The following is an 18,739-nucleotide window of genomic DNA, read 5'->3' on the forward strand; positions in this document are numbered from 1 at the left end:
TTGATTACGAATTGATTCAGCAAAATTAGTGATTACTGGTTAGTGGTTGGTCGTTATGTGCCGTTTTTTTTCGCAGATCGGTCAATTAGCTACCTTCCGGATCTCCTCGTCGACAAACGCTATCAGCTCCTGTATGTAGGGTTTCGAAAAATCGAAGGGTATGTTGGCCGCGGCATAAATATCCCGGATAGGGGCTTTGTAACCCAGGCTCAATGCGGCTTTGTAACCCGCCAAACCCGCTTCAGGGTCGCGCCGGTAATTTCGCCAGACAGCAATGGCTCCCAGTTGGGCAATGCCGTATTCGATATAATAGAAAGGCACTTCGTACAGGTGCAGCTGGCGCTGCCATATGTATTCTTTGTAATAGGCCATGCCGCTCCAGTCTGTTACCCGATCGGCAAACCGGTCGTGAATCCGAACCCAGTTCTCACGCCGTTCGTCGACCGTGTGGCCGGGGTTTTCATACACCCAGTGCTGAAAAGCATCGATCGTGGCCACCCAGGGCAGCGTCTCGATAATCGACTCCAGATGCTGCCGCTTGGCCCGGCGCAACTCGTCCGGCTTATCGAAAAATACGTCCCAGTGATCCATCGACAGCAGTTCCATGCTCATCGACGCCAGTTCGGCCACTTCCATCGGCGGATTCCGGAACGCTTTCAGCGGCAGATCACGGGTCAGGAACGAGTGTACTGCATGACCACCTTCGTGTACCATCGTAACCAGATCGCGCAGGCTGCTGGTGGCGTTCATGAAAATAAACGGCACTCCAATTTCTTCGAGCGGGTAGTTATAACCACCCGGGGCTTTCCCCTTGCGCGACTCCACGTCCAAGTGGCCCATAGCCCGCATGATGCGCAGGTCGTCGCCCAGTTCGCGGTCGAGCCGGTCGAAGCAGGCAATGGTCTTCTCGACCAGTTCGGCACCGGTAGCAAATGGTTTCAGCGGAGGACGGCCTTCGGCATCGACTTTCAGATCCCAGGGCCGCAGGCTGTCGACACCGAGTTTCTGTTTCCGTTCCTGACTCAGGACATCGAGCAGCGGCACAACCGCTTCGGCTACCGACTCGTGAAACTTGAAGCAGTCGGCAGGTGTATAGTCGAACCGGCCCAGAGCCGCAAATGAATAGTCGCGGAAGTTGGCAAAGCCAGCATTGACCGCCACCCGATGCCGCAGATCACGCAGCTGGTCGAATAGCTGGTCGAGCACGGCATGATCCTGATACCGGCGTTCGGCAATTTTGCGCCAGGCCTCTTCGCGCTCGGCCCGGCTGGTCAGCTGCAGGCGGTCGGTTGCTTCGGGCAGAGTCAGCTCACGACCGTCGATCTGAACCGTCATAGCCCCCGCAATGGCGCCATATTTCCGCTCTTCGGTCTGTATGTCGGTTTGCAGCGGAATGTTCTCGTCGCGGTAGATCTCGATGGCTTTTTTCATACCCCGCACCATGATGTCGAAGCCAGCATCGGTCAGTTCGCTCAGGAACGGGCTGTGTACGGCCTTCAGATCAAGCTCGTTGCCGTACTCGGTCATGGGCGGCTGAATGTCGGCAATGAAGAAATTCAGTTGATTGACCAGCTCTCCGTTGGCCGTGTCGCAGGTCATGCGGATGTAGCGCCACGCAAAATTTTCGGACAGGTACGACTCCAGCTCGCTCCGGTCAATAAGCCACTGCCGCAGCTCATGGGCATTGCTGAGAGGCCGGTTCAGTAGGTTGTCATAAAACGGTTTAACGTCGGCCCAGCTGCGGAGCTCCATCGCTTCACCAATGAACGGACGGGCCGGCCGGGCCGGTAAGGAGAAAGTTTCGTTCGGGGTCATTGTATCGAATAAACAACCTGAGCTGGCAACCAGTTTGAGGTCACTAAAGGGTTGTTAAGATAAATTAACAATGCTTTGTTGCTATTTTTTGTTCAGCACACTTGCATCTACGAAATCATTCGTATATGTTTGCTACGAACAATTTCGTAGATCATCTGATGAAGCCAACCGACGCCGAACTGGAAATCCTGCACGTGCTCTGGGCCAACGGTCCCAGCACGGTACGGCAGGTACACGAGAGCCTGAGTCAAAGCCGCGATATTGGCTACACAACGGCGCTCAAGCTCATGCAGATCATGCATGAAAAAGGGTTGCTCAGCCGCGATGCCGAGAGCAAATCGCACACCTATACAGCCGCCGTCAGCGAAGAAGACACGCAGCGGGGACTGGTTGACCGGTTTGTCGAAACCGCCTTCAAAGGATCGGCGTCCAAACTGGTAATGCAGGTACTGGGGCAGCACAAGGCCTCCCAACAGGAACTCGAAGAAATCAAGCAACTCCTAAACCAGTTGAATAATGAACACAACTGATTGGCTCAACAATCCCACCACCGACGCGCTGGGCTGGACCCTGCTCCATGCTATCTGGCAGGGGTTTGCGCTGGTGCTTCCTGCCGCCCTGGTTTTACACGGGCTGCGTAACCGATCGAGCGTGCTGCGGTATCGCGTGGCCGTACTCACCCTGCTGAGCCAGCTGCTGGCCTCGGCGGTTACGTTTTGGTGGTATTACACGCCCGCGGTTCCTGCCGCAGCGGCCCTCCGCCCTGCCTACGCCAGCCCGGCACTGTCGGTCCGCTGGCAGACGGCTACCCAAACGCTGCCCTGGCATCAGCAGATGCAACAGTTTCTGGACGCTCACCTGAGTCAGTTCGTGCTGGCCTACCTGATTGGCGTAGCCGTTTTTGCGGTACGGCTGGCGGGCGGCTGGCTCTACCTGCAACGCCTGAGCCGGACGGCCACCCGCCCCATGTCCAGCCAGGTTGTTGAGCTGACCCAGTCGTTACGGGCGTTTATGCAGATTGGGCCGGTTATTCAGGTGCGCGAGTCGGCCCGGGTGGTGGTACCTATGGTTGTGGGTGTACTGAAGCCGGTGCTGTTGCTGCCCGTCAGCCTCACCACGAGCCTGTCGGTTCAGGAAGTCGAAGCGGTGCTGGCGCATGAACTGGCGCATGTCAAGCGCCACGATTACGCCGTCAATCTGGTGCAGTCGGTGGTTGAGGTGCTATACTTCTTCCACCCCGCGTTATGGTGGCTGTCGGCCCGGATACGCGAAGAGCGTGAACACTGCTGCGATGGTCTGGCAGTAGAAGCCGTTGGCGGCAACGGACGGATACTGGCTCAGGCGTTGGCCCGCGTCGAAGAACTTCGGCTCACGCAGCTGGCCACCCCTACTCTGGCGATGGCCTTTGCCAGCAAACGGCAACATCTGCTGCACCGGGTTCGGCGGGTGCTGGGCGTTCCGACGCGGCCTATGGTATCGAACGGGAGCCTGGCGGGGCTGACGCTGGCCACGCTGCTGCTGGTTAGTGCGTCGGTCTATGCCGTGCAGCAACAGCCGCAGAAGCCCAAACCCAAAACGGCTCAGGCCAAAACCAGCCGTCGTCACAAAGCCGACAACGGTACTGAATACGGCATGACTGGCAACCAGAGGATCAGCTACATTGTCTGGAAAGGCCAAAAACTCCCGGCCAAACGGGTCGCGCAGCTCCAGCGCCAGCTCGACCTGGTCATGGCTGGTCAGTTCAACCTCGACGACGTAAGACAACCCGACCGCGACATACTGCTGACCATCATCGAGACCAATACCGGCTTCGATGCGGGCATGAACGCGCTAACGGCTGGCCTGGCCCATATCGATTACGACAACATTGTGGGCTCGGCGATGGCTGCCGGACAAGCGGGTCTGGATAAGGCCACAGCCAGCATGGCCGCTGTCGATTATGGGGCCGTGGCTGGTGATATGGTAGCATCTATTGATACCAATATTCTAATCGAAGCTGATGTGGAGCTGGCTGGACTGGCTAACCTTAGTGATGCCGCCCAGCAACGAAATAGTCGTCAGATGGACAGCCTGAGCCAGCTGATGGCCCAGCACGCGCGTCAGATGCAGGCGCTACATCTCCAGATGGAAAAATTACGGTTCCCGGTCGAAGAAGCTGAGCGCAACAGAGAGGTACTGCAGTGGAAAAAAGACAAACTCATGGACCAACGGCAGGCTCTGCTTGAGAAGCATCAGCAACTGTTATACAACGACAGCAAACAGAAGCTCAGCCAGGCCGATGTCGAAAAGCAACTGGCCGCGCTGGAGCCGGAGATCAAGAAGCTGGAATCGACCATGGACCAGCTCAGCCAGCAGTTCGAGCAAGCCAGCAGCCGTCAGGAAGAGCTCAAACAGCCCCTGGAGAAGCTGGAAAAACAGGCGCAGCAGCTCGAGCGGCAAATCGACCTGCTGTCCGACCAGCTGGTTCGGCATGGCGACGCCGTTGGTGGGCTGACTCCGCCCGTGCCACCGGCCGCCACGGGGGTACGGCCGCTACGGGGTACGGCCCGGCCAGCCCGTGCTCCGCGCGTGCCACTGCCACCGCGTGCCGCCCGACCCGACCCGGTCGATGCACCAGCCCCACCGGCCCGCGCCCTGGCCCCTGCGCGACCCGAAGCGACTCCACGTCCTCCAGGGGTAGCTCCGAAGCCAGCCGCAGCGCCTAAAACACCCCCAGTACCCAGGCCGGATCGGTAGTCAATTAGACGCTCGGTGACTCACCTGCTTTCTCATCGCATCATGGCCACGGAAAACAGGTGAGTTGCTGATACGCTTCACCCACTGCCAAGGTCTGCGACCACTATCAGGAACAAAGCGCTCACAATCTGGCAGTGGTCGCAGACCCTGACAATAGTGCAAAAAGTAAACAAACGTTCCGCCGACAACCATTACAGGTCTCACCTGCAACCAGCTTCCAACACCGCGCGGTCCTACTCCGTAAAACACAAGCTCTTGGTACATAAAAAGCGTCTCTGTCGCAGTGTCCCGTTCGGGAAGCACTACGTGCAGAGACACTTTTCGTATTGACTTCGGAGCAGAGTACGCCCCAACGATTACTCGATTTCGATAACGACATCGCGGCCAACGGGGTGAGCCACGCACGTCAGTACGTAGCCCGCCTTGAGTTCCGACTCAGACAGGCCATCTTCTTCGTCGAGCTTTACCTTACCCGACGTACAGCGACCCAGACAGGCCGTACACATACCCGCCTGACAGGAGTACGGCAGGTCGATATCCAGCTCCAGAGCCGCTTCCAGAATAGTCTGGTGGGGCGCTACGGCAAACTTGTATTCGCTGCCTTCGTACAGGACCGTTACCTCGGGCGAGCCTTCGTCGCCAGCAGTAAGGGGCTCTTCTACCACATCGCCCGCTGGTACGGGTGCACTGACGTAACTCTCTTTATGTACCCGATCGGTCGGCACGCCAACCAGCGCCAGCGCAGAACGGGCTTCGGCCATCATCCCATCCGGACCGCAGAGGTATACACTGGCGTTTTGCCGCTCAGCTGCGGGTAGCTGCTCCAGCAGGCGGGTCAGCATGTGCTGGTTGAGTCGGCCTTCGGCTCCGCTCCAGCCGTAGTCGGGCTGGCTCAGGACGTGGGTTACCTGGAAACGCGACGAGCTATAGGCCTGCTCCATGGCGTCCAGATGACTTTTGTAGATGATCGACGACTGGTTTCGGTTACCATAAATCAGCCAGACGCGGGTGTTCGGCTCCACATGCAGGGCCGACTTGGCCATCGAAAACAGGGGCGTAATACCACTGCCGGCGCCGATCAGGATCAGAGTCCGGCGGTTTTGTGCGTCGAGCTTTGGTACAAACGTACCCATGGGCTCCAGCGTTTCGAGCACATCGCCGGGGCGGATGCGGTCGCAGAGGTAGTTGGAAACCAGCCCACCTGGCACTCGCTTGACCGACACCGCCAGCGACACATCAACATGGGGCGACGAAGCCATCGAATACGACCGGCGTACTTTCTGACCGTTGACCGTCAGCAGAAACGTCAGAAACTGGCCCGGCTGGTAGCGGACCTCTTCGTTGATGGGGTGCCAGAAGGTAAGGGTTACGGCGTCGGGCGTTTCCCGGATCACCTCTTTAACTTTCAAAAAATATCGTGCTGCCATTCGTATTCAGGTTGTTCATGAACTCCGGTAAACCCGCCTGTTTCCGGCCAACGTCGGCTCTGGGCTATGCGGGCAGGCCCGTGTTTCAGCTTCATTTCACAAAGGTACGTCACACCGCCTTTTGATGATACTCGACAAGCCGTTCGGCGGGGGCTTTCAGGATTCGTCCCATCGTCAGGCCGGTTTGCCCGACGGCTTCCTGCAACGGGCCGGCGAAGTAGTGCGCTATGGACCCCACAAAATGTACAGGCCACTCATCAGCCTCCGGAAACCGCCGAACGTAGGTCGTCAGGAAAAGCCTGAACGCGTCGGTAACCAGACCAACGATATGTGTATGTGCGATGTTTTCGGACAGGAATGGGGTAAAGCTCGCAAAATACCGGTTCGGGTACGGTTTTCGATACGCGTTTTCGAGCAGGGTGGCCCGGTCCAGCGCGTAGCGGGCCTGAAACGCGTCGCGCAGTTCAGCAGGCAGTTGTTCCTGAAAAACCTCCCGGACAAGGGTTTTGCCCAGGTACCCACCGCTACCCTCGTCGCCCAGCCAGAAACCCAGCGACTGAATACCGCGGGTTATATCCTGCCCATCGTAGCAACAGGCATTTGAGCCGGTACCCAGAATGCAGACAATTCCTGGCTCGTGGCCCGAGGCTCCGCGAGCCGCGCCCAGCATGTCGCTGTTGACGTCTACGGTATCGAGCGCAGGCAGGGCGGCCCGCAGCGCATCGGCAACGCGCTGGTTGACCGCCGGACTGATGCAGCCTGTCCCGTAAAAATAGATCCGGTTTACCCCGACCGCATCGAGTTGGGGAAGCAGCTGGGCCCGGAGGGTATCGGTAATCTGTTCGGTCGTTTGGTAATATGGGCTAATGCCGTCGGTCGGTAATGAGCGGCTCTGGCCGTTGGCGCTGACCAGCCGCCAGTCGGTCTTGGTCGCTCCGCTATCTGCAATCAGTGTAATCACTCGGGTAGGTAGTTTCGGGTACGGGCCTCAGCTGTTGAAAACCGGCGGTCGGGCGCTACGTGAGCAGCCTGCTGAAGCGAATAAGTAATTAAGTGAGCGCTCCGATTATCGGGAAACGATCAAAGACCCACTCGGCATGGGGGGCGTCGGCCAGTTCGGCCGAGAGGTCCTGACCGGCCCAGTGTTCATAATGTTTTCCGTTGCGCCATAGCCGCGACGCCGACACATCGTAGATCAGTCCGTTGTAGGCGCACCAGATTTCGGGACGGTCCTGTCCGTTGCGCAAAGCCAGTTGCGAGCGGCTGAATACCGGTAGCCCGGCCCGGTCTTCAGTGGTCATGTATCCGGATAGTCAAACAGATTAATAATTGAGCACAGTTTTTGCACGTGAAAACAAAATTAGCGTAACTTTAGCCAATTGTGATTCCTACGTTAATCATCACTATGAAAAAGAATACTGTACTGGCTTTTTTCTCGGCAGCAACCCTGCTGGGGCTGATGACAGGCTGTGGTGGCAAGAAAGTAGCTCCGGTTTCTGAGCGTATTGCCAAAGTCTGGACCGCCCAGAAGGTCGATGAGAATACAGCAACTGTATACACCAAAGGTGGCACGGCCAACGTCCGCAATTACGCCAGTTTCCGGCTTGATTTGAGTAAAGCCCCTACCGTTACCTATACCGAGTTCGATGGCAATACGTTTACCGGCCAGTATTCTGTGCCCGCTGATGATCGCCTTGTACTGACTACCCTAACCCCCGCCCCGACCGGTACCAACGGTACCATTGAATTCAAAATCAGTAACCTGAACGACAACAGCGTTACGCTGACGCGGACTACCAACAGTCAGAAAACCGGTGGTTCGACTAACACCTATACGCTGTCGAACCCGTAAGCATTCGCAAACCATTTTGTGCGTTAAGCCGTTCCGTAGGTCAAGCGGAACGGCTTTTTTTTATTTATTTTTCTCATGACTGATCTTAATACACTGGGCCAGGTTGGGCTGATCGATCATATCCGACAGGCAACCCCGGCTCCGGTCCATCCCGAAACCGTACGCGGTATTGGCGACGATGCGGCCGTTTTCGACTGGGGGGATGGCTACGGGCTGTTAGCTACCGAATTGCTGGTAGAAGGCATTCATTTCGACCTAACCTACGTGCCGCTCAAACACCTCGGCTACAAAGCCGTAACCTTTGCCGTATCGGATATTGCGGCCATGAACGGCCTGCCCCTTCAGCTAACTATTGGCGTAGGTCTGAGCAGCCGGTTCCCGGTCGAAGCGGTCGATGAACTGTATGAAGGCATCCGGGCGGCCTGTACGGCGTACAATGTCGATCTGGTGGGGGGCGATACAACGGCCTCGCGCTCGGGCCTGATTCTGTCGGTATCGGTACTGGGTAAGGTAGCTAAAGATAAAATCACCTACCGCAACACGGCGCAACCCAATGATGTCGTCTGCGTCACTGGCGATCTGGGCGCGGCTTATCTGGGTTTGCAGCTCCTCGAGCGCGAAAAACAGGTGTTTCTGGCCGACCCCAACATGCAGCCGAATCTCTCCGAAGAGCGTGCCTATCTGGTGCAGCGGCAGCTCCGGCCCGATGCCCGCACCGACGTTGTTCATGAACTGAACGACCTCGGCATCCGCCCCACGGCCATGATCGACATCTCGACGGGTCTGGCTTCTGAACTGCTACACATCTGCCGCCAGTCTGGCACGGGAGCCGTACTTTTTGATGAGAACCTACCCATCGATGACCAGACGCACCTGGCTGCCGACGAGTTTAAGATCAGCCCGGTAACGGCGGCTCTGAACGGGGGTGAAGACTATGAACTGTTATTTACGGTTCGGCCGCAGGAGTTCGACAAGCTGGCCAACAACGCGCGCATTACGGCCATCGGGTACCTGACCGCCGACCCGAACCAGGTGGTACTGGCTACCAAAGCCGGTCAGCAGACGCCCATTCGGGCGCAGGGCTGGGGCCAGTCGGCCTAGAGGTCACCGTACGCGAATCAGTTTAAGGTAGCAGGGCTGGTCGCAGCGGGGCAGCAGGGTCAGCGTGTCGCGCCGGAAAACCACGCCCTGCCTAAACGAGACGTTGGCCCGATTGGTATAGATGTAGAGGTTAACACCCAGCCCTTCGAAGGTGGAGTCGACCCGAAAGTAGCGGATCGGATAAAAGTACGTCATCTCGCTCCCCTCTGCCAGCACCTTTCCATCGGGATCGAAAGTCAGCGTCTGGGGCGGTAGGGCGGGGTAACGCCGGGTGGTGTAGAACGACGTATCGCGCCGGACAAAGATGGTGTCGGTATAGTTGATAAGCGTGTCTTTCCGGACGGTTTGCCCGTTGATGGTCACCCGCACCGAGTCGCGTCGTTGCCGGGTCGTGGTGGTGAGCACCGAAAAAGCCGAGTCTTTCTGAAAGCGCCGTTCAACCAGTCGCCAGGTTCCGGTAATGCGGGAATCGCCTGCGCCGGGCGAGAAACCTGACTCAGTCTCTTTGCAGGCGTTCACAAAAATGATGGCCGCCAGAACGAAGGCAATGCCGTACAGCTTTTTCACAGAAACAATCTAATTTGAACTTTTCGGACGTTGTTCAGCGTAGGCATAACGCTGCAGCATGCAAAAAAGGTACGACCTGGAGCCGTACCTTTTTCTGCACCGGCCTCAGGCGGGTCTATACAAATTCTGCGCCACGTTCTTTGGCATCGGCCACGAACGCTTTGACCTTCTGTTCTTCTTCCTTGCGACAGATCATCAGTACGTTGTCGTATTCGGCTACGATGAAGCCATCCAGACCATTGACAACCACAAGCCGGTCTTTGGGCGTCTTGATGATGCAGTTTTTTGTATCGTACAGCATGATGTGCCCATCGATCACGTTCAGATCATCGTTTTTATCCGAGACTTCGTACAGCGACTTCCAGGTACCCAGGTCCGACCAGCCGAAATCGCTCAGAACGACGTACACGTTGTCGGCTTTCTCCATCACGCCGTTATCGATCGAAATGCTCTTGGTGAGCGAATACGCTTTATCAACAAAAGCGGCTTCGTGGTCCGTATAGTAGGCGCTGCGCCCTTCTTCAAAGATTTCAGCCACCTCGGGCAGATACGCTTCAAACGCGCGGATGATCGCCTGTACGTTCCAGACGAAGATACCGGCGTTCCAGACAAACTCACCGCTCTCCAGAAACTGACGAGCCAGCTCGAGATGAGGTTTTTCGGTAAAGGTTTTTACCCGCAACGGCGCCTGCTCGGTATTGGCAGCCGGAATATACTGGATATAGCCGTAGCCCGTATCCGGACGGCTGGGCTGGATACCCAGCGTAACCAGAATGTCCTGATCCTGGGTAGCCGCCAGGGCCGTGCGGATGGTCCGCTGAAAATCGTCCTGTTTCAGAATGATGTGATCGGCCGGGGCCACAACGATGTTGGCTTCGGGGTCGCGCTGGGCAATCTTATAGCAGGCGTAGGCAATACAGGGAGCCGTATTGCGGGCTATCGGTTCGCACAGGACCTGATCGTCGGAGAGCTGCGGGAGCTGCTGCTGACAAAGATTTTTGTAGAGCGAACTGGTAACGATGAAAATATTTTCGGGAGGACAAATACCGTCAAAACGGTCGGCAGTCTGCTGGAGCAGTGTACGGCCCGTACCAAGTACGTCATGGAACTGCTTGGGGTAACTTGTTCGGCTGAAGGGCCAGAACCGCGTCCCGACGCCCCCCGCCATAATGATGACATAGGTATGATTCATTGTAACGATAAAATCAACTTGAAGTGATGCGGTCACAAAGTTGCCAAATCTTATGGATTTGCTCCGCAAAAGTTTATGGTATCAACAGATTATATGCCTTAAGTAAATATACTATCCAATTTCTATATAGCTGGAAGTCCATTTACCAGTCGCCACCCGTAGCCCGCAACAAGGCCACAATAAACTGCGCTTCCTGACTGCGAAGCTGAACCAGTTGCTGCTCGGCCCCCAGAATAGTGCGTTGTGCGTCCAGTACATCCAGGTAAGTCGTTAGTCCTTTCAGGTATAACTCGCGATTGTACTGCTCGGTTCGACGGGCCAGCGTAAGGGTCTGATTCTGAAGATCAATTTGTTCGCGAAGCAGGGTCAGATTATCCAGCGCTGTTTCGGCTTCGCGCTGGGCCAGCTGTAGCTGTTGCTGGTATACCTGCTGGCTGGTTTGCGCCTGTTGTCTCGAGAGCGAAACGAGCTCACGGTTGCGGTGGCCTTCATAGAGCGGTACCGATGCGTTTACCCCTACCAGGTAGGTAGCGCTCGACGGTACAAGCCAGGCACCGATTCGGCCAGACAACAGCCCTCCCGACCCCACCAGGTTGACCCGGGGCCGGGTAGTAGCCTGCTGTACCGCAATCTGCGCCCCGGCCAGCTGGATTTGCCGGTCGGCGCCCTGCAGATCGGGTCGGCGCTGCAACTGCTCTACCGATACACCCGTATACGGAAACTGCGGGCTGGCGGGAAGCGGGCCGGGGGCTACGGTGAAGGTGGCAGGGTCCTGAGCGCACAGCTGAGCCAGTCCATTTACTAGTTCGACCCGGGCGCGTTGCAGCCCTTTGAGCGTCACCTGCAGACTGGCATAATCCGTTTCGGCCCGCTGCACGTCGAGCTGATTGATCAACCCGACCCGAAACCGTTCGCGAATGATGGAGAGGGTTGTGTCCCGAAACTGGATATTGCGCCGGAATACGACCTGTTCGGCATCATTGCCCCGAATCAGCAGGTACGTACGGGCAATGTCCGAAGCCAGCGACAGCCGGAAAGCACGATAATCGGCATCGGACGCCTGCGCCTGTAAATCAGCCACCCGAACGCCCCCCCGAATCCGTCTGAACAGATCGAGTTCATACGTAGCATCAATGGGTAAGAGCTGGAACGTATTCAGCTGAAACCGAGGCAGGCTCTCGCTGGCCGTCGGAATAGCGATGGGTCGGTGTTCCGACAGGCTTTGCGTGGTAATCAATGCCGAGCTGCGGATAGACGGCAGCAGAAACGACTGCGCCACCCGAACCCGAACGCGGGCTTCTTCAAGTCGGCTCAGTGCGGCCCGCAGGTTAGGACTGTTGGTTAGCCCCAGCTGAATCAGCGACTCAAGCGTTGGGTCAGCAAACCGGCCAAACCCGTTGACAAACAACTCAGGTACCGCAGGCGCCGGAATAGGCGTCTGCGAAGCAGCTGTACCGGATGCCGAAGGCCCGGTACCCGGCGCCGATGGCTGACTCTGGCCAGACCCGGGCTGCACGGTAACGGCCCCACCCGGTGCGCTCAGCGGTACGGTCTGCGCGCCGGCAACCAGCCCGCATGCCATCAGCCAGCTACTGACAAGTATACGTTTTTTCATCGTTGTGCCACGGTTTTTTCGGCTAAAGGCTTACGGAGCCGAACACGCTGGCCATCGCGCAGCCGGTCGTTGGGATTCGTTACCACGCGCTCCTGACCGCTAAGACCATCGGTTACCTCTATCGTGGTGCCGTAGTCGCGTCCCAGCGTGATGGGCACGAATTTTACCCGCTGATCGGCCCCTACGATCACAACTCGGGGTCCCTGCGGGGTCATCTGGAGGGCATTGGCGGGTATCAGCACGGGCGCATTGGCCGCAATCAGGTCGAAATGAACCGAACTGTAGAGGCCGGACGGAATTTCGTTCTTGGGGTTCGGAATCAGCACCTCGGTCAGCAGCGTGCGCGACTCGTTTCGTAGCGTTCCTGACGTCCGAACCACTTTGCCGACCAGCCGCCGGTTCTTCAGCTCAGGCACGACCACCGTAGCGGGGGTACCCACTTTCATGTACTGGTAATACGTCTGGGGCACGTCGACGAATACGCGCAGTGAACCCAGCTCCGACAGGGTGAACAGGGGCTGGCCCGAACCGGGCGATACCAGATTGCCGACCTCGGCATTACGGCTGGTGATTACCCCCGAAAATGGCGCGTGAATCTGTTGCAGGGCCTTGAGGGCCTGAAGCCGCCGAAGGTTCGCCTGCGCTACGGTCACCCCCGACTGGCGCGTATCGATGTCCTGTTTCGAGATGGCGCCGGGCAGCTGAACGCTCTTCAGGCGGTCCAGGTTGGCCTGAGCCAGCTGCTGATCGGCCTGAGCGCGGGCTATATCCTGCTCCAGCTCGGGCACGTCGATGGTAGCCAGCAGCTGACCCTGTTTCACCTGGGCGCCAATGTCGACGTACCAACGGCGTAGGAATCCCTGCGTACGGGCAAAGAGCGGGGTTTGGCGAAACGGCTGAATCTGGCCCGGCAACGTCAGTGAACTGGTATCCGAAGCCTGTTTTAGCGGCACCGCGTTGACTACAGGTTCCCGATTGCGTTCGGCGCTGGCCTCGGCCTTTAACTCCTGTGCGTTCCGGATGCGGGGCAGCACACCGAAAAACGCGAATACCGCAATCAGCAGCACAAGCGGAATAAGCACTTTAACTAGTTTCATAGGTCAATAAATTAGGGAACAACGCGTCGAATCCGTATGATCGGGCTGGCCGTTCATGCGGCAACACTGTTGCTCTTTACTGAATCGATAGATACGATGGCCTCTTTATTGAGCGGGCCGTACAGATGCGGAAATAGTTCGTTGTTCGTAGCCGCTTCGTACTTCAGCTCGTGGGTCAGCCGGCTTTCGTCGACCTGCAGCAGCAACAGATCCGGTACGTTCTGGTAATAGCGTTCCAGCACGCCTGCTACCTGCTCCCGGGTCGACAGATGAATGAATCCTTCGGTCTGTAAACTAGCGGCTTCATAGACGGGCGCATCCTGTTGGCGCGTCCAGTCCATGGCCGTCACGACATGGTAAATCATCAGGCGTTTTGGGTTTTGTGATTTTTTTCGCGAGCGAGGTAGCTGAATACGACCGGCACGAACAACAGGGTGGTAAACGTAGCCAGCAGCAAACCGCCAATGACGGCCCGGCCCAGCGGTGCGTTCTGTTCGCCCCCCTCGCCCAGTCCCAGCGACATCGGCAGCATCCCGATGATCATGGCTATGGCCGTCATCAGAATGGGCCGTAGCCGGGTACGGCCCGCTTCGAGCGCGGCTTCGTAGGCACTGCCTCCTACTTCGGGCAGGTGATCTTTAGCGAAGCTGACCAGCAGAATACTGTTGGCCGTTGCCACGCCTACGCTCATGATCGCGCCCATCAGCGACGGAATACTGAAGGTCGTACCGGTCAGGAACAACATCCAGACCATGCCACACAAGGCGCCCGGCAAAGCTGTAATGATGATAAACGGATACCGGAACGACTGGAAGTTAACAACCATCAGCAGGTACACCAGCAGGGCGGCAAAGACGATCCCTAAGCCGAGCCGGGTAAAGGCGCTTTCCATGCTTTCGACCTGGCCGCGTATAGAAATTACGTTACCGGGCTTCAGCTGTTCCCGGTATTCAGCGGCCAGTTTGTTAAGTTCTTTGGCCACCGACCCCAGGTCTGTCCGCTCAACGGCCGCGTATACGTCGTAGGTAGGCTGGGTGTTGACGCGGTTAATGATAACGGGCGTAGTGGAGCGTTTCACGGTCGTGACGTTGCTCAGCAGCTGCGGACTGACCGACCCAGTGGCCTGGCCCGGCACAATGGGCGTTCGGAGCAGTTTCTCATACGAGTCCAGTTTATAGGGGGGCGTCTGTACAGCAATAATGTACGGAAACCCCGTAACCGGGTCGGACCAGAAGTTAGGCCGCGTCTGGCCGGAGCCGCTCAGCGAAATATTCATATTCGTGGCCACGCGCTGCTCGGTCAGGCCGAACTGGGCCGCCCGCTCCCGGTCAATATCCAGAAACAGTTCGGGCGCGTCCAGCACCTGATGCAGGTGTACGTCTACGGCCCCCGGCACCTGCGCAATCCGATCGCGGAGGTCGCGGGCTACGCGCAGGTTGTTGACCCGGTCGAAGCCCGACACCTGCACATCGATGGCCGAGGTGAGCCCGAAGTTCAGAATCTGGCTCACGATATCGGCGGGCAGGAAGAAATACGTCACCTCGGGCATCTCGTCGCGCAGCCGGTTTCGCAGTTCCCGCACGTACTCGTCGGTCGGGCGCGAGCGGTCGTCGGTTAACGAGATAAGCAGTTCGGCATCGGCTGCGCCGAGCGAGGAGTTGTCGGTAAAGATAAAATTGTACCGCTCGGAGGTCAGGCCGATGTTGCTGATGATCGAGCCCACTTCGTCGTCCGGAATAATGTCGCGAACGATATCGGCGGTCTGGGCCGCCACCTGTTCGGTTGCTTCGAGTCGCGTACCGGCCGGCGCCCGCATGTGCAGCTTGATCTGCCCAGCATCGACACGCGGGAAGAAGTCACGCCCAACAAACGGCACCATGACAGCGGTGAACGCTACCACGCCCAGAAACACGACGAAAACGGATCGGCGGCTGTTCAGCGCCCATACCAGCGCCCGCATGTACCGGGCCTGAAACCGGTCGAATCCCCGGTTAAACCGTGCGTAGAGCGAGTTAGGGCGGGGCTCATGACCGGCACCGTGACCTTCGCTCCGCAGCATCAGATCGGCCAGCATGGGAACGAGCGTTCTCGACAGCACGTACGAAGCCAGCATGGCAAAGACGACGGCTTCGGCCAGTGGTCCGAACAGAAACCGCGCCGGCCCCTCCAGAAACAGCACCGACGTAAACACGATACAGATCGTCAGCGTCGAGACCAGGGTAGGCGTCGCAATTTGCTGAGCCCCCTCCAGAATAGCCTGGCGAAGCGGCATACCCAGCTCTTCGTTGCGGTGAATATTTTCGATGGTGACCGTGGCGTCGTCGACCAGAATACCGATGGCCAGCGCCAGCCCGCCCAGGGTCTGAATATTGAGCGTTTCGCCCAGCAGATACAGCGCTATCAGCGACGACAGAATCGAAAGCGGAATAGAGATAGCCACAATCAGCGTACTGCGCCAGCTACCCAAAAACAGCAGAATCATGGCGGCTGTCAGCAGCGCGGCTATGATGCCTTCTACAACTACCCCGTGAATAGACGCCCGCACAAACACCGACTGATCGAACAGCTCCTGGATTCGCAGGCCCGAGGGAGCAGCCGCCCGCACCGTGGGCAGAATCTGGTTCCGGATGCGGTCAACAATCTGTGTGGTCGATGCATTACCGGTTTTCACCAGGCTCATCAGCACCCCTTTGCTGCCGTCCTGTTTCACGATGTTGGCCTGTACCGCCGATCCGTCGTGTACGTTGGCTACGTCGCGCATGTGTACGGTGGTGCCGCCTACTACCTTGATCGGTACGTCGTTGAGCGTGGCAACAGCGTCGGGTTTGGAGTTGAGTCGGATGTTGTATTCGCGGTCGGCCACCCGCAGCGCTCCACTGGGCAGGGTCAGGTTCTGAACGCTGACCGCGTTGAGTACTTCCTCGGGCGTTACGTTGTAGGCGATCATGCGCTCCGGCTCCAGATCGACCATGATCTGCCGGGTTTTGCCGCCAAACGCCTGCGACAGCCGGGCGCCCTGTACCGTGGCGATCTGCGGCCGAACGCGCGTCTGGGCATAGTCGGTGATCTGCGGCTCGGTCAGGCTATCCGACGACAGGCCCAGCTGCAGCACCGGCGCATCGGTAGCGTTGTACCGAACAATTAGCGGAGGCTGCGTACCGGGCGGCATCCGGGTCAGAATCGTCTGCGAAATGGCCGTCACCTGCGCAATGGCTTCCTCGATCCTGACGGTGGGCTGAAAGTACAGCTTGATGGCCGCCGTGCCGTTGTACGTCTGCGATTCAACCCGCTGAATATCGCTGACGTTGTTGATGATGGAGGTTTCGGAGAAGTTGGTCACCATCTTCTCCATTTCGTTCGTAGACAGACCGTTGTAGCCCCAGAGGACCGATACAACGGGTATATTTATACGCGGGAAGATGTCTGTAGGCATCTGCACGATCGACAGACCGCCCATGATCAAAATCAACAACGCCATGACGGCGATGGTATATTTTTTTTCTAACGCTAAGCGGACAATCCACATGGCAAGGCAGGCAATACGAACAGTACAAGAAATAAAGGCGGTTAATTCTACTCAAAGGACCCTGAGTAGAATTGAACAGTTTTTAGAATAACAAAATGAAGAAGCTATTCTAGTAGGCTGAGAAGGGGCAAGTTAGCACCAATATACCCTAAAAGTCAATCACTTATAATTGCACAATCAGAAGAATTAATTGCGATAGACCACTATTGCCTGCGAATAGCGGAAACCAGCCGGGAACCGTACCTTTGTGATCCGAACAAAACCAATTTCGATCATGCCGAAGGCACAGATGAATACCGACAAGGGCACGATGACTATCGAGTTTTTCGAGAAAGACGCGCCTAAAACAGTCGAGAACTTTATTACCCTGGCCAAAAAGGGTTTTTACGATGGCGTTATGTTTCACCGGGTTATCCCCAACTTCATGATTCAGGGGGGCGACCCGACCGGTACCGGCGCGGGCGGCCCTGGCTACTCTATCGATTGCGAACTGACCGGCGACAACCAATACCACGACCGGGGTGTGCTGAGTATGGCCCACCGGGGTCGGAATACGGGCGGCTCGCAGTTCTTTATCTGCCACAACCGCCAGAACACGCAACACCTCGACCGGAACCATACGGTATTCGGTAAGGTTGTCGATGGCCTGGACGTAATCGACCAGATCCGCCAGGGCGATAAAATCAACAGCATCACGGTAACGGAAGAGTAAGCGCTCACCCCTGCTGGTGCTACCCAAACCGGTCTTGATTCGGCGTATTATCAATAATACGCCGAATCAAGACCGGTTTTTTTTAGCGGTCCTTACGGTCGGCGCTACACCGTGGTCCGTGTTCCCACCGGGACGCGTAGTCCGGGACGCGTAGCCGGACCACCTGTCTGGAGGATCGGTTGCTGACGCGCAGGAGACGCAAGGGCCGGGGCGCCGGTGCGATTGCGTCTCTACATAGCTGATAACACCCCAATTTACACGAATGGCCACCTGCGTTAGCTGTAGGCGGGGGTTTTGCGGGAGGTGAATCCGAGGATGGCCAGCCCGACGGCTACGCCTATACCAAGGCCGCTAATTAATCTGAGCTGGCTGTAGCCGTCCTGCTCGGCGTTGATAGCAGCATAGGCCCAGGCAAAGACCAGTATGTAGGCGATGCTCCGAAATCGGTTGAAGACGATAGCGCCGACGACCAGACCCACAATCAGTATGGCAATGGCCCAGGTTTCTTCGCTCAGGCCCATCAGACTGAAATCCGTTGCTTTCAGAAATACCGCTACGTTAAGAATTGTCGCTACGGTTAGCCAGCCGAAATAAATAGAGAAGGGAATGCGGGCCAGCCAGGTTTCGGTAGCGGTGGCCGCTGATTCGGGCAGGGTTGCGTCCGGATCGGCCGATACAACCGGTACGTGCCGACGGGCCAGCAGCCGGTGCTCGATCAGGGTGGCCGTGCCGAGCATAACCAGAATGACAAACAAAGCCACGCCGATCAGTTCGTTGTTGAACAGCGGACTCCAGATCGCATTACAAAGCGTGTTGATGACAACCAGCCAGCCTATCGCCCGAAAACGCGGGTTGGTTCGCTGCGACGGAAGCGCCTGATAGACCGCAAAGGCCAGCAGCCCCAGAAAGATCAGCCCCCAGATCGAAAACGCGTACCCAGCCGGGGTGATTAGCGTATGATATTTGTCGGAAATCTCGCCGTTAGTCATCCCGCCAAACGCGCGGGTGTTTGAGAGGTAGTTCATCACGATCATTGTAATGACACTGAACACGACGAGAAACTGGCGCACCTTATCGTTTTGCATAAACGTGAACGGGG

The 18,739-nt window shown here is 57.4% G+C and carries 16 protein-coding genes; 5 read left to right on the forward strand and 11 right to left on the reverse strand.

The window, feature by feature from the left end; translation table 11 throughout:
* Positions 1-81 precede the first annotated feature (81 nt).
* Complete coding sequence (locus tag FBR45_RS24085; RefSeq protein WP_138507044.1) at positions 82-1,815, reverse strand: M3 family oligoendopeptidase; 1,734 nt, start codon at positions 1,813-1,815, stop codon at positions 82-84.
* Between the two features lie 158 nt (positions 1,816-1,973).
* On the opposite strand from FBR45_RS24085, the gene FBR45_RS24090 reads away from it, so the two are divergent.
* Positions 1,974-2,345, forward strand: a complete 372-nt coding sequence (locus FBR45_RS24090) for a BlaI/MecI/CopY family transcriptional regulator (protein WP_077922475.1) — start codon at positions 1,974-1,976, stop codon at positions 2,343-2,345.
* Complete coding sequence (locus tag FBR45_RS24095; RefSeq protein WP_138507045.1) at positions 2,332-4,551, forward strand: M56 family metallopeptidase; 2,220 nt, start codon at positions 2,332-2,334, stop codon at positions 4,549-4,551. The genes FBR45_RS24090 and FBR45_RS24095 overlap by 14 nt, the downstream gene beginning before the upstream one ends.
* A gap of 356 nt (positions 4,552-4,907) precedes the next feature.
* Here the strand turns inward: FBR45_RS24095 and FBR45_RS24100 are convergent, their stop codons facing one another.
* The 3 genes from FBR45_RS24100 to FBR45_RS24110 all read right to left on the reverse strand — a co-directional run bounded on the left by FBR45_RS24100 (position 4,908) and on the right by FBR45_RS24110 (position 7,279).
* Complete coding sequence (locus tag FBR45_RS24100; RefSeq protein ID WP_138507046.1) at positions 4,908-5,978, reverse strand: ferredoxin--NADP reductase; 1,071 nt, start codon at positions 5,976-5,978, stop codon at positions 4,908-4,910.
* 109 nt (positions 5,979-6,087) lie between these two features.
* Complete coding sequence (locus tag FBR45_RS24105; protein ID WP_138507116.1) at positions 6,088-6,936, reverse strand: N-acetylglucosamine kinase; 849 nt, start codon at positions 6,934-6,936, stop codon at positions 6,088-6,090.
* Between the two features lie 91 nt (positions 6,937-7,027).
* Positions 7,028-7,279, reverse strand: a complete 252-nt coding sequence (locus FBR45_RS24110) for a cytochrome b5 domain-containing protein (protein WP_138507047.1) — start codon at positions 7,277-7,279, stop codon at positions 7,028-7,030.
* A gap of 104 nt (positions 7,280-7,383) precedes the next feature.
* Between FBR45_RS24110 and FBR45_RS24115 the strand changes: the two genes are divergently transcribed.
* Both FBR45_RS24115 and thiL read left to right on the forward strand, forming a co-directional pair.
* Complete coding sequence (locus FBR45_RS24115; RefSeq protein ID WP_138507048.1) at positions 7,384-7,830, forward strand: hypothetical protein; 447 nt, start codon at positions 7,384-7,386, stop codon at positions 7,828-7,830.
* A gap of 75 nt (positions 7,831-7,905) precedes the next feature.
* The gene (gene thiL, locus FBR45_RS24120) at positions 7,906-8,931 is read left to right on the forward strand and encodes a thiamine-phosphate kinase (protein WP_138507049.1); all 1,026 of its coding nucleotides are present in this window, start codon (positions 7,906-7,908) and stop codon (positions 8,929-8,931) included.
* 3 nt (positions 8,932-8,934) lie between these two features.
* Here thiL and FBR45_RS24125 read toward each other — a convergent pair whose 3' ends face one another.
* The 6 genes from FBR45_RS24125 to FBR45_RS24150 form a co-directional block, all read right to left on the reverse strand.
* Entirely contained in the window at positions 8,935-9,498 is a 564-nt protein-coding gene (locus FBR45_RS24125; protein ID WP_138507050.1) for a hypothetical protein, read from the reverse strand.
* A 115-nt stretch (positions 9,499-9,613) separates the two neighbouring features.
* Complete coding sequence (locus FBR45_RS24130; RefSeq protein WP_138507051.1) at positions 9,614-10,690, reverse strand: mannose-1-phosphate guanylyltransferase; 1,077 nt, start codon at positions 10,688-10,690, stop codon at positions 9,614-9,616.
* A 142-nt stretch (positions 10,691-10,832) separates the two neighbouring features.
* A complete protein-coding gene (locus tag FBR45_RS24135) occupies positions 10,833-12,305 on the reverse strand; it encodes a TolC family protein (RefSeq protein ID WP_138507052.1) in 1,473 nt (490 codons plus the stop codon).
* Positions 12,302-13,402 carry an efflux RND transporter periplasmic adaptor subunit gene (locus tag FBR45_RS24140; RefSeq protein WP_138507053.1) on the reverse strand — a complete coding sequence of 367 codons (1,101 nt, stop codon included), beginning with the start codon at positions 13,400-13,402 and terminating at the stop codon, positions 12,302-12,304. The genes FBR45_RS24135 and FBR45_RS24140 overlap by 4 nt, the downstream gene beginning before the upstream one ends.
* Before the next feature lie 53 nt (positions 13,403-13,455).
* A complete protein-coding gene (locus tag FBR45_RS24145; protein ID WP_138507054.1) occupies positions 13,456-13,767 on the reverse strand; it encodes a DUF952 domain-containing protein in 312 nt (103 codons plus the stop codon).
* A complete protein-coding gene (locus tag FBR45_RS24150; RefSeq protein ID WP_138507055.1) occupies positions 13,767-16,928 on the reverse strand; it encodes an efflux RND transporter permease subunit in 3,162 nt (1,053 codons plus the stop codon). The genes FBR45_RS24145 and FBR45_RS24150 overlap by 1 nt, the downstream gene beginning before the upstream one ends.
* Before the next feature lie 274 nt (positions 16,929-17,202).
* On the opposite strand from FBR45_RS24150, the gene FBR45_RS24155 reads away from it, so the two are divergent.
* The gene (locus FBR45_RS24155; protein WP_138507056.1) at positions 17,203-17,640 is read left to right on the forward strand and encodes a peptidylprolyl isomerase; all 438 of its coding nucleotides are present in this window, start codon (positions 17,203-17,205) and stop codon (positions 17,638-17,640) included.
* 275 nt (positions 17,641-17,915) lie between these two features.
* Here the strand turns inward: FBR45_RS24155 and FBR45_RS24160 are convergent, their stop codons facing one another.
* Positions 17,916-18,725, reverse strand: coding sequence for a TspO/MBR family protein (locus tag FBR45_RS24160; RefSeq protein WP_138507057.1), 810 nt, complete (start codon positions 18,723-18,725; stop codon positions 17,916-17,918).
* Positions 18,726-18,739 lie beyond the last annotated feature (14 nt).

The organism is Spirosoma lacussanchae (genome assembly GCF_005870035.1).
In the GTDB taxonomy this organism is placed as follows: Bacteria; Bacteroidota; Bacteroidia; order Cytophagales; family Spirosomataceae; genus Spirosoma; species Spirosoma lacussanchae.